Below are 15,714 nucleotides of genomic sequence, written 5' to 3' on the forward strand. Positions count from 1 at the left end.
GGTTCATCATGTGTCGTTCTTGACGACTCATTTATTATATCACCATAACTTTCAATTCGTCAACACTTTTTTGAAAAAGTTTTTTGAGTCATTTATTCGTTTGTGATATTCATATCTCTTAAAGACAAGTAATATAATATAACGTTTCATAAATAATGTCAACAGTTTTATCGAAATATTATTTTGTTTTATTTAACAGAATAATAGCGATGGTATACACCGTTACTCTTCGTCTCAACACGTTCTATATTAATATATCCTTTCTGTACGAGAAACTCAATGAAAAACTCTAAGTTTACAGAGTAGATTTTCAAGTCTTCATCTTCGTGTAATTGTTGGATGCTCCAATGATCTTCACGTTCCATAATTTTTACGATATGCTTAGCACTTTGCTCTTGATTCATTTCGATAAATTGTTCTACGTAATTAAATAACCCTTTAATACGTTGTTCAATCGCTAAATTACTCGTTACAAAATTTTTGTATAACTCATAAATCACCGTATCGTATTTTAATTGATTCCATACCATAACTTCCGGATAACGATTATCTTGAATCACAATCATACGCGCCAAGTAATGCAATGTTGCCACCATATGATTGTATGCATCATAGTAATTTCGATCACGATAACAAACTTTACACTCTTGATATTTTCTCAAAAGCTTAGAATATTCCACGCCCAACTTCGTTTCTTTCCATTCAAAAGAATTTTGCTGCAAACTTTTTTTAACCGTTTCAATGTATTCATTACGGTCAAACAACACTTTACCGTTCAATAACCATTCAACGATTTTCTTATTATAGCCAGCAACAATCCATTTTTGTAATTGTTTTTCGGTAATAATGTGCATCGCTGCTTTTTTCTCATCATCAAACATATAATGTTTCGTGAAGACTGGAACGTCGCCCTCTTTCGTAATAATAAATAAAACTGAATCAAAGTTATCTGTAATCGGGCTTACGACGTCTATTTTTTCTACAAAAATAACACATAATGTATTTGAATCACTTGCACGTTCTTGATAAATTGGGCGTAATCTAAAATCCATGTTTGTTCCTCCTAAGCTTCTTCGAATGCGATTATGTTAATTATATCAAAAATTATGAAACTCAAAAATAAAAAAAGGTATGCTGTAACTATTTTTTAATAGTTGCAATCCATACCTTTGTTCATACAATTATGATTCTTTGCTTTGACAATCAGGACACGTTCCGTAAATTTCTAAACGGTGTGTATTAATTGCGAAGTTCGTTACTTGTGCCGCTACATGTTCAACTTCATCTAGTCCAGGATAATGGAAGTCGACAATTTTGCCACAAGATTCACAAATGACGTGATAATGCTTCGATGTAATGAAATCAAAACGACTTGCATTATCACCGTATGTTAATTCTTTTACTAAACCCGCTTCTCGGAAAACACGTAAATTATTGTATACTGTCGCAACGCTCATGTTAGGAAACTTCGTTTCTAGCGTCTTATAAATCTCATCCGCTGTAGGATGTTTCATAGATTCGATTAAGTACTCTAAAATCGCATGACGTTGAGGAGTAATACGTACACCTGTTGTCTTTAGCGTGTCGAGTGCGTTTTTCAATTGCAATTCAGACATCGCCATGCACCTCTTTCATACAAATTATTAATTTATAATAGTTATTAATAAGTCTACCCGTTGCATAGCATTACTGTCAACTTTCTTGTTTATATTCTACAATCCGTCACATGAAATCTATTTCTTTTTTCAATTAGATATCTACAATTCTCAATTAGTACCCTAATGATAAGTTCACGATATTTTGTAACGTAGCTACTTCCCCTGCACGCCATTTTTTTAAATTCGGTTTAAAGATAGCGAAGCTTCGTTCTAAATAACGAGATGAATGACTTGAAACGTGAGGAGACACTGTCATATTAGGCAATGCCCAAAATGGATGATCGGCTGGAAGAGGCTCTTGTTCAAATACGTCGCATACTGCCGAACGAATTATCCCTTTCGTCAATGCTTCAAGTAATACATTCGTTTCTACGAGACTTCCTCGACCGAAATTCATAAAGAGCGCACTACGTTTCATCATTTCAAAATGTTCTTTCTTCAATAGATGTTTCGTTTCTTCTGTTTCAGGAATAACTGAAATAACGAAGTCCGCCTTCGGAAGTGCAGATTTTATATTTTCTAACGTGACCATTTCATCCATATACGCTGCAGCACGACCAGAGCGGTTGCACCCAATCGTCGTTACTTGGAATGCTTGTAACAATCGACCGATTTCTCCACCGATCGCACCTGGTCCAATAATGAGTGCGGTCGCATCACAAAGTTCACGTTGTTTAATATTTCGTTTCCATTCACTTTTTTCTTCGTACGCATATATTTCTCGTAAAGCATGGACGTCCGCTAAAATGTGAGCAAGGACAGATTCTGCCATTGGAACTTTATGAATACCTCGAACGTTCGTCACTTGAATGCCTTTTGCAGCAATCGCTTCTTTCGGCATTTTCTCAATACCAGCAGACGTCACCATAATCCACTTTAACTGAGAAGCTTCTGCTATATGTTCCTCAGTTAAGTCTTCTCCATACGTTACGATAATTTCGGCTTCCGCTAAAAAAGGTTGTTTCACACTTTTTTCAAATACAAATTGTTCTTCTGGAAATGAAGCAAGTAAGTCTTCCTTTAAATCTGGTCTTGGATCAAATGTGAAATAAATCATTTAGTCGGCTCCTTCTTCTAACGTTTTTAAAACTGTCGCAATATGGTCTTTCACGCGTACATTGCGCCATTCTTTTTCTACGACACCTTGTTCATTAATTAAAAATGTAGAACGAACGATACCCATGTATTCTTTCCCGAAGTTTTTCTTCAATTGCCATACACCGTACGCTTCTGCAATTTCATGTTGTTCATCTACTAATAATGAGAAAGGTAATTCATATTTATCAATGAATTTCACGTGTTTCGCTGCAGCATCTCCACTAACACCTAAAATGACTGCATTCAATTTAGAAAAATCTTCATGTGCATCTCTAAAATCACACGCTTCCGTCGTACAACCTGGTGTCATATCTTTCGGATAAAAGTAAAGAATGACCTTTTTCCCTTTTAAATCTTGTAGAGAAACTTGTTCCCCTTTTTCATTTTCAGTTTGAAACAATGGTGCTTGTTGACCTTGTAAATTAATCATTAAAAAAACCCCCTTTTCTTCTATTGTACATCCTACGCTTGAAACATTGCATTAAGTACGTTAAAGTACGACTATAATTAGAAAGAAAGAGAGGTTCCCATTTCAATTATGAGATTAGGTGCCCGTATTTTAAAAACTGGTGTTGCTATCATTTTTGCTTTTTATTTAGCAGAATTTTTACAACTACCATCGCCTATATTTGCTGGAATCGCTGCGATTTTTGCGATTCAACCGACTGTTTACCGCTCTTATAAAACGATTATTGAACAAATTCAAGGGAATTTAATCGGTGCTATGAGTGCCGTTGTATTCGGTTCTATTTTCGGTGTCGAACCGATTGTTGCTGGTTTCGCTGTCATCGTCACATTATTAATTATGATGCGCTTAAAATTATCCGGAAGCGTATCCCTTGCACTCGTAACGGTCATCGTTATTATGGAAGGGCCAAGTGACGACTTCTTACTCTTCGCAATTATTCGATTTGCGACAGTTATGGTCGGCGTACTCGCTGCTTCAATCGTCAACCTCGTGTTCTTACCACCGAAGTACGAAACGCGATTGTTTGCGTCACTGAAATTTTTGCAAGATGATATCATTCGTTGGATCCGCCTAGCTGTTCGCCAAGCATCCGAGCATACGTCGACGAAACAATCACTTCGTACGTTAACGAATCATCAAAAGAAAATCGAAAAAATTTATGAATTATATAAAGAAGAAAGAACGTATACGAAAAAGGCATTGTTCATCAAAAAGAGAAAACTCGTCATTTATCGTCAAATGTTAATTACGACGAATAAAAGTTTAGAAACATTGAATCGCCTCTTCCTTCATGAAAATGAACTAGCGAGCATGCCACCAAAGCTTCACTTAATTATTCAAGAACGCTTAGATTTCTTATTAACGTATCATGAACAACTTTTCTTGAAATATACAGGAAAATTAAAATCACCTCATACGCATTGGTTCGGTCAAGAAGATTTCCTACAGCGCAATGAAATTATGGACATCTTCGCAGACTATATCGTCGAACAACATGCAAAAGAAGGCGACGAAGAATTTTCGAGCTATCACTTATTGCACATTTTATCGCGTATTTTAGATTACGAAGAAAACTTAGAACATCTCGACCGTTTAATTTCCGCTTACCAAAGCTACCACTCAAGCGAGCTATTAAACGAACGTGATGAAGATAAAATTATTTAACGAAGAAGAAACTAGGACATAAGTAAAAATTCCAATCTTTAATAGAGAAGAGGATGTCAAATTCGACATCCTCTTCTCTATTTTTATACGCAAATTAAGTATAACCATTCCCATATTGCGTATTTTTTGAAGCTTATTAGCATGACATTTCGTTTAAGATTTAGTAGTAGGACACTTAATTTCCAACAAGAATTGCCCTTTTTTCGTGCCCTCACGAAAAAAAATAAATGAAGCCTCGACTGAAATGAAGAACGACGGTTGCCTAATAGACAAAAAAACTCCTGACTTGTAAATAGTCAGGAGTTTCTGTTTATTAATCAAGTTTTTGTACGTTGAATAAATCGTGGTAAATACCATCTTCACGTTGCATGAGTTCGTCATGCGTACCACGTTCTTTTAATTCACCGTGATTAATGACGAAAATTTGATCCGCATGCGTAATCGTTGAAAGACGATGCGCAACGATGAGCGTCGTACGATTGTGTGCTAAACGTTCAAGTGATTCTTGAATGAGTGCTTCACTTTCTAAATCGAGTGCAGACGTCGCTTCATCTAAAATTAAAATTGGTGGGTTTTTCAAAAATACGCGCGCAATCGCAACACGTTGTTTTTGCCCGCCCGATAATTTCACGCCGCGTTCGCCAACTGCCGTATCGTACCCGTCTGGTAAGGCCATAATAAAGTCATGTGCATTTGCGGCTTTCGCTGCTTCAATCATATCTTCCTCTGTCGCGTCTGGGTTCCCCATTAAAATATTTTCTCGTACAGAATCACTGAACAAAATATTTTCTTGTTGGACAATCCCGATTTGCGAACGAAGTGATTGAATCGTAACGTCACGAACGTCATGTCCGTCAATTTTTATTTGACCTGCGACAACGTCATAAAAACGTGGAATCAAACTAATGATCGTTGATTTACCGCCACCGCTCATTCCGACGAATGCTGTCGTTTGCCCTGGAGCAATCGAAAAGTCGATATTCGTTAATACGTTGGGGCCCTTATCATCATAACGGAACGTCACATGATGAAAATCGACTTTCCCGATAACAGGTGGTAGAGCTTTCGCTTCTTTTGCATCGCTAATATCGTATTTTTCATCAAACAAATCAAACATACGATCCATTGAAGCGACCGACTGTGTCAATGTCGTCGATGAATTCACGAGACGGCGAAGTGGATTATACAGCATATCAATATATCCGATAAATGCCGCCATCGTACCGACTGTTAAATTTCCGTTTATTACGTTGTAACCTGCATAAGCTAATACAGCAACCGGTGCTAAACCTGTAATTGTATTCACGACCGCAAATGTATACGCATTCCATCTCGTTTGATTCAATGCTTTTTCTAAAAAATTTCCGTTTGATTTCGCAAAAATTTCTTGTTCATGTTTTTCTAAAGTGAAGCTTTTAATAATGTTCATACCTTGAACACGTTCATGTAAATAACTTTGAACGCCAGCGAGTGCTTTCGAACGTTCTCTCGTTAATGAACGTAATTTCGTAAAGAAGTATTTCACACTAATCATGTAAAACGGCAAAGCAATTAACGTAATTAACGTTAACTTTACATCGAGCATCATCATAATGATGATGGCGATGACAACCGTCACCATATCAATCCAAATATTCATCAATCCGGTCATAACGAATTCTTTCGTTTGCTCTACATCATTAATCGTTCTTGAAATCACGTCACCGACACGATTGTTCGAATAAAATTTCAAACCGAGTTTTTGAAGATGTTTATATAACTTCGTACGAATATCGTATAAAATTTTATTACTTACGCGTTGTGCATAATATTGTCTAAAGTATTCAATTGGTGGTCTTACGATAAAGAAGATCACCGCAATAATTAAAATGCACCAAAACAACTCGTGCATTTGCTCTGATTTTGACAGTTGAGGATTCCCTATAATATCGTCAATAATAATTTTAATCACAAAAGGTGTTGCCATCGGAATTAAAAATTTCAATACCCCGATGAAAAAGGTAATAATAATATCCCATTTATAAGGATGAACAAATTGCATGTAGCGTTTCATACTACCCATTCGCTTCAAATCCTTTCTCTATTGAACTCTCGTAAAGCTTTTTTACAAAAAAAAGCTACTTTTTACGAAGTAGTGCTTTTAAACAAGCGGAAAGTATTATACCACAAACCACTCTATAGTTTCATACTTATTGCTCAGCTCGGTGAGTACGTCATCAAATAAATAAGCAAGTTGAAAACGCACAAGATACGTTTTCAACTTGCTTATTTTATCGAACGCTGCAACGTAATTATTCACATTGATTGCGCTTTTCATCATTAATCTGACATTGCAGTTTGTATCGACTTGACCACGCTTCAATAAAATCAGGCGCAAATGGTCCTCGACGCTGTTCTACCCAACGAATAAGTTTTCGAACATTCGCTTTTAAAATCGTGTCGATCACTGGTGGATAATCCATTAAGACACGATGTTCTTCGTACTCGTCTTCATCCAATAATGTATACGACATGTCTGGAAATACTTTTAAATCTAAATCATAGTCAATGTACTTAATCGCATTGTGATCGAATACAAACGGCGAACTCATATTGCAATAATAATAGACGCCATCTTCTCTTAACATACAAATAACATTAAACCAAAGCTCTGAATGGAAATACGTAATTGACGGTTCTCGCGTCAACCAAGTACGACCATCGGACTCTGTAACGAGTGTGCGTTCATTTGCTCCAATGATAACTTTGTTCGTACTTTTCAAAATCATCGTTTCTTGCCATACGCGGTGAATATGCTCGTTGTGCTTATAACTATGTATTTGTACGATTTCCCCTATTTTTGGAATCGACATGATAAGCCCACCTTTGTGAAACACTAAAAAGTGCTTTTGTAACATTATAACAATCCTACTTACAAAGGTGTAGTTAAAAACACAATTATCCCGATATAATGTAGCGCATCATTTATTGACCGATAGATTTTTCGTATGCTGTGAATAGTTTTTGCATCGGTACAGGTAGTGGCAGTGCTTTTACTTCTTCTAGCGTGAACCACTGCCCCGTTGTTTCTTCAGTGCGTTCGGCACCTAGAACGTAACTTTGTATGTGCCATTGTAAATGTGAAAAGACGTGTTTAAGTGGCATGAGCGTTTCTTTATTTCGAAGTGCAAATTGATACGTACGCGATAGAGCAACTTCTGGAATGACTTCCGGTTGAACTTCCACCATCGGGAATTGCCACATTGAAGCGAGTAAGCCTGTTTCTGGTCGCTGTTCTAATAGAAGCTTCCCTGACTCATCTACAACAACCGCTACATCATAGTACAATTTCTTCGTTTTGATTTTTTTCGTTTTAATCGGTAATTTTTCAGGTTCCCCTTCATGGAAAGCCGTACAATAATCTCGTACCGGACAAAGTAGGCAGCTCGGTGAAGTCGGCGTACAAATCATCGCGCCTAGCTCCATTAAACCTTGGTTAAATTGTGAAGGATGATCGTAATCCATCAAATCCATTACCGCTTTTTCAAACACTTTTTTCGTTTTTGGCAATGCGATGTCTTCGTCAATCATTAAGACGCGACTTAGTACACGCATCACATTTCCATCGACTGCATGTTCTGGCACTTCATAAGCAATGCTTAGTATCGCTCCCGCCGTATAAGGACCGACACCCTTTAATTTTAAAATGTCGACGCGGTTATTCGGTACAATACCTCCGTAATTTTCAACGACTTCTCTAACCCCTGCTTGTAAATTACGGACACGTGAATAATAGCCGAGTCCTTCCCATTGTTTCAGTAAAAATTCTTCTTCCGCTTCCGCTAAATCTTGCATCGTCGGGAACTTTTCTAAGAAATTTTCGTAATATGGAATGACCGTGTCTACACGCGTTTGTTGTAGCATCACTTCAGATACCCATATTTTATAAGGGTCTTGCGTATGGCGCCATGGCAAATCACGTTTTTCACGTTCAAACCATTCAACTAACGCCGTATGAAATTGTTTTGTATATCGATACAAGGGAGTTCCTCCTTAGTATATTGCTCGTTATCAAGAGCGTTTTATAGTAAAATAAATAAATAGAATAATAGTAGAAATTGGCACTAAGGAGCTGATTTTTTGGACACAGGAACACATTTAGTAATGGGCATCGCCATTAGTGGTTTAGCACTCGCTGACCCTGTGGTTGCATCAAGTCCTGTTACATTTGCAGCAGTTGCTACTGGTATTATTTTAGGCTCACAAGCCCCTGATATTGATACGATTTTAAAATTGAGAAACAACGCTGTGTACATTCGTCACCACCGTGGCATTACACATTCATTACCTGCCGTTATAATATGGCCTATTTTAATTACAATCGTTCTTCATCTATTTTTCCAATCTGCCAACGTGCTTCATTTGTGGCTTTGGACTTTCGGGGCTGTCGCCTTGCACGTATTCGTTGATATTTTCAATGCATACGGAACACAAGCAATCCGCCCCATTTCAAAAAGGTGGGTCGCATTAGGTATTATTAACACATTCGACCCGATTATTTTCGGTATGCATATCGTAGCTATTCTCGCTTGGCTATTCGGTGCGCCACCTGTCCCAACGATGGCCACTTTATATATACTACTCGTTTTATATTACGTCGTTCGTATATTTTTACATCACGCTGTTATCAAAGCAGTTAAAAGTACTGTGCCAGACGCAGAAAATGTCATTTTATCACCGACGCGCTACTTTTTACAATATCGCGTCGCTGCTAATTCTAAAACGCATCATTACGTCGGACGTGCATATGGACGTTCAATTACGATTTATGATCAGTTTGTTATTAAACCTCTTCCTGCGACACCACTATTCAATGCCGCTGTACAAGATGAAAATTTCAAATCTTTTTTATCTTTTTCTCCCATCTATCGTTGGGAAGTACGGACGCTCAAAAATGGCTTGCAAGAAGTTCGTTTAATCGACCTTCGTTATCGTAGTAATAATCGGTATCCGTTCGTTGCAGTTGCACATTTGGATGAAGATTATCACGTCATCCAATCGTATACTGGTTGGATTTTCACAGAAGAAAAATTACAAAGTAAATTAGCATAAATAATGAGAGGCTGTGCACTACACTTTTCCGTAGTCGCACAGCCTATTTTTTTACGTTATTTTACGTCGTTTAATAAGTCCGCATACTTCGGATTACGTGCGACGAATGCATGTAATTCTTTGCCGTAACTTTGAATCCATTGACGAATAATTTTTTCTGTCATTTCAATTCCTTTATAATCGTACCCTGCTTTCGCATACGTTGATTCGAAATCACTCCAAAGAAGTTCAATCCAGACACGTGCTTTTTGCTCTGAAATTTCACCACTTACGCTTATAAGCTCATCTGTTAATTGTTGAATAATCATCTCGATTTGTTGTTGCATTAGTACATCTCCTCAGGCGGTGTTAACATCGCAATTGGAATCGCTTCTTCACGTGTATTACCACCTAAACGATAGCCCCAAGCGTACACACCTTTTAAATAATCAATTTTGAAAAACGTACCTGGGTCGCCTTCGATACGATAAATACCACCGACTTCAAAGTCGTCTGGATTTAATAAAAATGAACTTGCTAAAATTGCTTTACGTTCATACACAGCAAACTCATTTAGAATGCCAAGTTGTTCAGCTTTACGTGCTTTTTCTTTTAATTGACCGACTTCAGTACGTAATTCGGCTTCTGTCATTTGACTATATTTCTTCATCTTCTTGCTCCTTCTTATCTATAAATTCATCAATAACTTCCCCCGGAAAACCTTTTTGATACAACGCTTGCTTCACTTTCATTCGCAAATCGTATCCTTCTACTTTATTAGCGTACTTACGCCAAATTTTCTCACCTTGCTTTTCGAGAAGTGGCGACCATTCGTCGTCTTCTTTCGTAAAGTCCATCGTCGAGAATACTTGTTCAATAATAGAGAAGCTATATCCTTTCCGGATAAGGAAATCTTGAATTTTTTGTTTTTGTTGCAAAGGGGTCTTACTTGCCTCTTGCTTTTGTTTTTTCTCCGCAAGTTGTTTTGCGAGATTCATTTGCTGTTGTTCATCGAAATTTTCCAACGCTTGCTGCTGCATCGTTTCATTAATTCCTTTTTGCTTCAGCTCTCTTTTAATGGCGAGTGGCCCTTTTTTCATCGTATTTTTTTCGTTTCCACGAAAGCTTTTGAAAAGGCTTCGTCATTTAAAAAGCCGAATCGTTTTAACTTTTGAATCGATTCTTGAATGACCGCTTCTCCAAACTCTGCTTGCGTCAGCTTTTTACGCACTTCTTCTTCACTGCGCATTTGGAAACTCAAATAAGAAAGTCCTCGATTGAATGCGCGACTCACTTCTTCATCAAACGCAATATCACCGAGCGCCCACTCATCCAACACTTTTCCTTTCGTCAAACCGTATTGGATTAAAACCGTTTCATCTACGCTAAATGAATATTCTTCATTTACGTAAATGTTATAACGATCTTCGTGGCGTTTTTGTCGAGTAATTTTCGTAATCACTTTCGGCATACGTGCCACCCCTTTCTTTTGATAGTATACCTGTTTTCTTTTGAAAGTTCACGACCCTATACTTCACAACTGTATTATAAACCTGCATAATGGGGTACACATTGCATAAGGAGGTCTGCTCTATGAAAGTAGCAATTACAGGCGGTACTGGTTTAGTCGGAAAAAAATTAACGAACATTTTGCAAAATAACGGTTATGAAGTGACGATTTTAACAAGAAGCGAGACAGATTTATCTAGTAGCCCCGCAAAAAATCCAATGGTTAAAAGAAGGGAGCAATCCCGAACAATATTTAGAAGGATTCGATGCTTTTATTAACTTAGCGGGTGCTTCTCTTAATGAAGGTCGTTGGACAGAAGAACAAAAAGAAGCAATTTATAATAGTAGGAAAGATGCGACAACCGAGTTGCTTCGCATTATCCATGCGCTCGATAAAAAGCCTGCCACACTCGTTAACGCAAGTGCGGTCGGTATTTACCCAACGTCAGAAAGTGCGACGTATACGGAAAATAGCACAGCGAAAGCACAAGACTTTTTAGGAAACACCGTTGCAATGTGGGAACAATTAGCTGACAAAGCAAAAGAAGATTCTTTACGTGTCGTAAAAACCCGTTTTGGCGTTATTTTCGATAAAGAATCTGGCGCTTTCCCATTACTCGCCAAACCTTACAAATTACATGTCGGAGGTAATCTCGGCTCTGGCATGCAATGGGTATCTTGGGTTCACGTAGAAGATGTAGCTCGTGCACTCGCTTATTGTTTAGAAGATACATCGATTGAAGGTGTCGTGAACGTAACAGCGCCATTCCCTATTCGTATGAAGCAAGTCGGCGAAACGATTGCCGCTGCTTTGCAAACGCATCATCTTCTAAAAGTGCCTAGTCCTATTTTGAAAGTAGCACTCGGCGAGAAAAGTAAGCTTATTTTAGAAGGACAGAAAGTTATCCCAACCGTTTTAAACGAATCCCATTTTACATTTAACTACCCGACGATTGCGAAAGCTTTACAAAAATTGTTGTAGTCCAGCTCCTGCGTAATATAATCTGAAATCTTTCTTTCGCGAACGTCTTTCGCTATAATGAAGAAATGAATTCAGAAAAGGACGTGTCCAACTTGCAACAACAAACGATTATGTCAGTCGGAAAAAGAATTCCACTGAACATTAAAAAACTTGGCATTAACGGCGAAGGAATCGGCTACTACAAACGAAATATCGTCTTCGTTCCAGGTGCGATCACAGGCGAAGAAGTTTATGCTGAACTAACAAAAGTCGCGAAGGGTTATTCAGAAGCGAAAATTATTAAAGTACAAAAACGTTCAAAATATCGTACGACACCACCATGTTCTGTTTATGAAGAATGTGGCGGCTGCCAACTTCAACATATGAAATATGATTTCCAATTAAAAGCGAAACGCGATATTATCGCACAAGCACTTCAAAAATACGTGCAACCGTTAGCGAAAAAAATCGACTTACGCTCAACAATCGGGATGGACGAACCTTGGAACTACCGTAATAAGAGTCAATTCCAAGCACGTCAATCTGGCGATAAAGTGCTTGCTGGTTTATACGCTGAAAACAGCCACAAACTATTAGACATTGAAGAATGTGCTGTTCAAGCACCGATGACGACAAAAATGACAACAAAAGTGAAGCATCTTCTTCAAGAACTTGAGATTCCCGCATTTAACGAAAAAACAAATCGTGGAATCGTTCGTACAATCGTCGTACGTACAGGAATTAAAACAGGCGAAACACAAATCGTCCTTATTACAACGAAAAAACATTTTGACCAAAAAGATGAACTCGTTGAACGCATTAAAGCACTTCATAAAAACGTCGTTTCTGTCGTTCAAAATATTAAAGAAGACGATTCACCACTCGTATTCGGAGATCAAACAATCGTCTTAGACGGTAAAGAAACGATTCACGAAAAACTTGGCGAATACGCTTTCGATTTATCTGCACGCGCATTCTTCCAATTGAACCCAACGCAAACCGTACACTTGTACAACCAAATTAAAAAAGCGGCAGCACTAACAGGCAACGAATCAATCGTTGATGCTTATTGTGGTGTTGGTACGATTGGACTTTGGCTTTCAAAAGGCGCGAAAGAAATCCGCGGTATGGACGTCATTCCAGAAGCAATCGTCGACGCGAAGAAAAATGCGAAAAAATACAATGTTGAAAATTCAACGTACGTACAAGGTACGGCAGAATATTGGTTAGAAGCATGGCGTTTAGATGGCTACGTTCCAGATGTCGTAACAGTCGATCCACCACGTACTGGCTTAGACGATAGCTTCATGGACACGATGCTTGTCATCCGTCCGAAACGAATCGTCTACACATCTTGTAACCCATCAACACTTGCTAAAAACTTAGCGAAACTAACAGAACTTTATGATGTAGCATACATTCAACCTGTCGATATGTTCCCACAAACAGCACATGTCGAAAGCGTAACATTGCTTACATTAAAAGAAACAATATAAGCACTAAAAAAAGAGGCTGGGACATAAGTAAAAAATTCAGCCTTTCATAAAGAAGAGGATGTCAAATTTGACATCCTCTTCTTTATTTTTCATGCGCAAATTAGGAATGACCGTTCTCGTATTGCGTATTTTTCTAAGTTTGTTGCCACGCGTACGAAGCTTATTTCGTTTCAGATTTAGTAGTAGGCTACGTAAACCGCAACAAGAATTGCCATTTTTTGCTCCCTCGCGAAAAGCGGCGGTCGAAACGACAAACAACAGCTACCTAGTAGACAAAAAAAGACATGCACGATTTAATTCAAATCATGCATGTCTTTTATTATTGACGAAAATCTTGTCCTAGCCTTTTTTTAATGTACTAATTTTTTTATTGTGTCCACCGATGACGATAACGATAAAGACGACGAATAATAAAATCGCAACAATCGCTAAATAGCTAAATGATACGTGTTCAACTAATGCTCCACCGACAAATGGACCTGACAAGCTACCGATGCTAAAGAAAATACTACATAGTAAATTCCCTGTAGGTAATAACTGTTTCGGCGTTAAATCCGTCATGTAAGAAATGCCGAGTGAGAACATCGAGCCGCAAAAGCTACCTGCTAAAAAGAAAGCAATCAACACGAACCATTCCAAATGTTCGAAAAAGCTTCCGATGAAAAACATCACACTTCCTAATAAAAGACAGCTGCAAATGACTTTGTATCGACCGATTCGATCCCCTAGCGTACCGAACGGTAATTGCGTAATAATCGCACCGATTGAAAAAGCAGATAAAATGAGCGATACCATGGATACGTCAAATGATTTGCGTAGTGCATACACTGGAAAAATTGCATTGAGAGACGATTCTAAAAAGCCGTATATGAGTGGCGGTAAAAATGCTACCCACGCATAACGTAAGGTCGTTTTGTAACGTTGCCATGCTTTCGATTGTTCACTCGTTGCATCAATTGGTTCCGGTTTATCATTTTTCAACATAAAGACGAAAGACCAAGCAATTAAACAAAGAATGCTTGAAATAATAAACGGCAACGCTTCAAAAATATGAATCAACGGTACCATCAAAGGTCCAATCGCAAATCCGACACCGAAAGATAAACCGTAAATTGCGATGCTTTTCCCTAGTTTTGCTGGATTAGCAGTTGATGTGATCCACGTTTGTGAAGCAAAGTGTAACGCATTATCCCCGATTCCGATAAATAATCTTAAAATGAACCAAAATAATAAACTTTTCCAAAGTGGAAATAATAGTAGTGCACAAAAAACGATGCCTCCACCGGCTAAAATGACCGGTTTATAACCGAATTTCCGTAAAGGCCTCTCAATAAAAGGTGAGATTAATAACGTTCCAATATATAGTCCCGTTGCATTCAAGCCGTTTAAAAATGAATTAACGCCATCATTTTCAAAAATAACAGAAATTAAAGGAAGTAACATCCCTTGCGAAAAACCTGAAATGGATACGATGATGACCAGTATCCAGAAACGGCGTTTTGCGTATTGTTCTACTTGCATTTTGCACGTACGCCCCTTTATAAAATATGAATTCAACTTACTATACCAAAAATGGACACATAGAAAAAGACTCAGTGGCAATGGTATTGTTTGGCACTGAGTCTTACTAACTTTTCATCATATTCATTTGTATTAAACTGCTTGCAGCAATACGATGCTCGGTTGTACTGATTGCTGGAAACGGGTTTAAACACCTTCCTTTCCCGGTTATTTTAATAAATTCGCTTTTTTGATGTGTGTTGATTGTTAGTAAAGAGGTTTGTTAATAAGGAGTAACCTTACTATGAAAGCATCTCGTATTCAAAAAATGCATCACTCCTATTCGTTCAAGTCGATCATTTTTATTTAGATAGGTTTTTGAACTACAACCTCCTTTCTTGAAACAAATTCTATCATAAAACATAAAATAAGTAAATATTTAAAACTATCTGAATATTAAATTCATTATTTAGACCTACGATATGTTTTGCTGTTGTATTTACGACCTATTTCAGATATGCTAAACGTAACTAACGGAGGTGCCTCACATGAAACCAATTACTGATAAAGATCAACAAGTAACATACTTGAAAAACCGTCTGCAAATTTTCGTTGAAGTACTTGATACAATCGATCCAGAAACGACTGAACTAGAAGATATTGATCGCTTAATTTCGATGGTGGATGATTTAGAAGAAAAAATGGATCAATTCAAAAACCGTTAATCTACGACAAAGTAGCACACAAAATTTTGTGTGCTATTTTTATGCACATTTTTCTGTATAGGTA

18 protein-coding genes are annotated in these 15,714 nt (G+C 37.7%); 6 read left to right on the plus strand and 12 right to left on the minus strand.

Features of this window, described 5'->3' with window-relative positions; genetic code table 11:
* Window positions 1–188 precede the first annotated feature (188 nt).
* From KSHG_RS14120 to bcp, 4 genes are all read right to left on the minus strand, one after another.
* Window positions 189–1,052, minus strand: a complete 864-nt coding sequence (locus KSHG_RS14120) for a nucleotidyltransferase-like protein (RefSeq protein WP_010308377.1) — start codon at window positions 1,050–1,052, stop codon at window positions 189–191.
* A 129-nt stretch (window positions 1,053–1,181) separates the two neighbouring features.
* Window positions 1,182–1,616 (minus strand): peroxide-responsive transcriptional repressor PerR, encoded by a 435-nt coding sequence (gene perR, locus KSHG_RS14125; RefSeq protein ID WP_010308380.1) that lies wholly within the window; start codon window positions 1,614–1,616, stop codon window positions 1,182–1,184.
* Between the two features lie 154 nt (window positions 1,617–1,770).
* Window positions 1,771–2,715: a D-2-hydroxyacid dehydrogenase gene (locus KSHG_RS14130; protein ID WP_010308383.1), complete on the minus strand. Its 945-nt coding sequence runs from the start codon at window positions 2,713–2,715 to the stop codon at window positions 1,771–1,773.
* Window positions 2,716–3,186, minus strand: a complete 471-nt coding sequence (bcp, locus tag KSHG_RS14135) for a thioredoxin-dependent thiol peroxidase (RefSeq protein WP_010308388.1) — start codon at window positions 3,184–3,186, stop codon at window positions 2,716–2,718. It abuts the gene before it with no gap.
* Between the two features lie 108 nt (window positions 3,187–3,294).
* Between bcp and KSHG_RS14140 the strand changes: the two genes are divergently transcribed.
* Complete coding sequence (locus tag KSHG_RS14140; RefSeq protein ID WP_010308391.1) at window positions 3,295–4,389, plus strand: FUSC family protein; 1,095 nt, start codon at window positions 3,295–3,297, stop codon at window positions 4,387–4,389.
* A 313-nt stretch (window positions 4,390–4,702) separates the two neighbouring features.
* On the opposite strand, the gene KSHG_RS14145 is transcribed toward KSHG_RS14140, so the two are convergent.
* The 3 genes from KSHG_RS14145 to mutY form a co-directional block, all read right to left on the minus strand.
* Entirely contained in the window at window positions 4,703–6,451 is a 1,749-nt protein-coding gene (locus KSHG_RS14145; protein WP_010308396.1) for an ABC transporter ATP-binding protein, read from the minus strand.
* Window positions 6,452–6,680: 229 nt separating this feature from the next.
* Window positions 6,681–7,241, minus strand: a complete 561-nt coding sequence (gene ntdP / locus KSHG_RS14150; RefSeq protein ID WP_026022619.1) for a nucleoside tri-diphosphate phosphatase — start codon at window positions 7,239–7,241, stop codon at window positions 6,681–6,683.
* A gap of 112 nt (window positions 7,242–7,353) precedes the next feature.
* Window positions 7,354–8,409: an A/G-specific adenine glycosylase gene (mutY, locus tag KSHG_RS14155; RefSeq protein ID WP_010308402.1), complete on the minus strand. Its 1,056-nt coding sequence runs from the start codon at window positions 8,407–8,409 to the stop codon at window positions 7,354–7,356.
* Window positions 8,410–8,508: 99 nt separating this feature from the next.
* Here mutY and KSHG_RS14160 point away from each other — a divergent pair, with 99 nt between their 5' ends.
* Window positions 8,509–9,480, plus strand: coding sequence for a metal-dependent hydrolase (locus tag KSHG_RS14160; RefSeq protein ID WP_010308405.1), 972 nt, complete (start codon window positions 8,509–8,511; stop codon window positions 9,478–9,480).
* 56 nt (window positions 9,481–9,536) lie between these two features.
* On the opposite strand, the gene KSHG_RS14165 is transcribed toward KSHG_RS14160, so the two are convergent.
* Genes KSHG_RS14165 through KSHG_RS19155 form a run of 4 tightly spaced genes read right to left on the minus strand, consistent with a single transcriptional unit; the run spans window position 9,537 to window position 10,930 of the window.
* Window positions 9,537–9,806, minus strand: a complete 270-nt coding sequence (locus KSHG_RS14165) for a YfhJ family protein (RefSeq protein WP_010308408.1) — start codon at window positions 9,804–9,806, stop codon at window positions 9,537–9,539.
* A complete protein-coding gene (locus KSHG_RS14170; RefSeq protein ID WP_010308413.1) occupies window positions 9,806–10,129 on the minus strand; it encodes a YfhH family protein in 324 nt (107 codons plus the stop codon). The genes KSHG_RS14165 and KSHG_RS14170 overlap by 1 nt, the downstream gene beginning before the upstream one ends.
* Window positions 10,116–10,559, minus strand: coding sequence for a RecX family transcriptional regulator (locus KSHG_RS19150; protein WP_010308417.1), 444 nt, complete (start codon window positions 10,557–10,559; stop codon window positions 10,116–10,118). The genes KSHG_RS14170 and KSHG_RS19150 overlap by 14 nt, the downstream gene beginning before the upstream one ends.
* Window positions 10,556–10,930, minus strand: a complete 375-nt coding sequence (locus KSHG_RS19155) for a regulatory protein RecX (protein ID WP_010308420.1) — start codon at window positions 10,928–10,930, stop codon at window positions 10,556–10,558. The genes KSHG_RS19150 and KSHG_RS19155 overlap by 4 nt, the downstream gene beginning before the upstream one ends.
* Window positions 10,931–11,052: 122 nt before the next feature.
* Between KSHG_RS19155 and KSHG_RS19160 the strand changes: the two genes are divergently transcribed.
* The 3 genes from KSHG_RS19160 to rlmD all read left to right on the plus strand — a co-directional run bounded on the left by KSHG_RS19160 (window position 11,053) and on the right by rlmD (window position 13,425).
* The gene (locus tag KSHG_RS19160; protein WP_010308423.1) at window positions 11,053–11,247 is read left to right on the plus strand and encodes an NAD-dependent epimerase/dehydratase family protein; all 195 of its coding nucleotides are present in this window, start codon (window positions 11,053–11,055) and stop codon (window positions 11,245–11,247) included.
* Entirely contained in the window at window positions 11,243–11,950 is a 708-nt protein-coding gene (locus KSHG_RS14185; protein ID WP_315970539.1) for a TIGR01777 family oxidoreductase, read from the plus strand. Before KSHG_RS19160 ends, KSHG_RS14185 begins: the two co-directional genes overlap by 5 nt.
* 92 nt (window positions 11,951–12,042) lie before the next feature.
* Complete coding sequence (rlmD, locus tag KSHG_RS14190) at window positions 12,043–13,425, plus strand: 23S rRNA (uracil(1939)-C(5))-methyltransferase RlmD (RefSeq protein WP_010308429.1); 1,383 nt, start codon at window positions 12,043–12,045, stop codon at window positions 13,423–13,425.
* Window positions 13,426–13,764: 339 nt separating this feature from the next.
* On the opposite strand, the gene KSHG_RS14195 is transcribed toward rlmD, so the two are convergent.
* On the minus strand, window positions 13,765–14,946 hold the full coding sequence (locus tag KSHG_RS14195; RefSeq protein ID WP_010308433.1) for an MFS transporter: 1,182 nt from the start codon (window positions 14,944–14,946) through the stop codon (window positions 13,765–13,767).
* A gap of 527 nt (window positions 14,947–15,473) precedes the next feature.
* Here KSHG_RS14195 and KSHG_RS18560 point away from each other — a divergent pair.
* Window positions 15,474–15,650: an SE1561 family protein gene (locus KSHG_RS18560; RefSeq protein ID WP_010308436.1), complete on the plus strand. Its 177-nt coding sequence runs from the start codon at window positions 15,474–15,476 to the stop codon at window positions 15,648–15,650.
* Window positions 15,651–15,714: the final 64 nt, after the last annotated feature.

Source organism: Kurthia senegalensis, assembly GCF_000285595.1.
In the GTDB taxonomy this organism is placed as follows: domain Bacteria; phylum Bacillota; class Bacilli; order Bacillales_A; family Planococcaceae; genus Kurthia; species Kurthia senegalensis.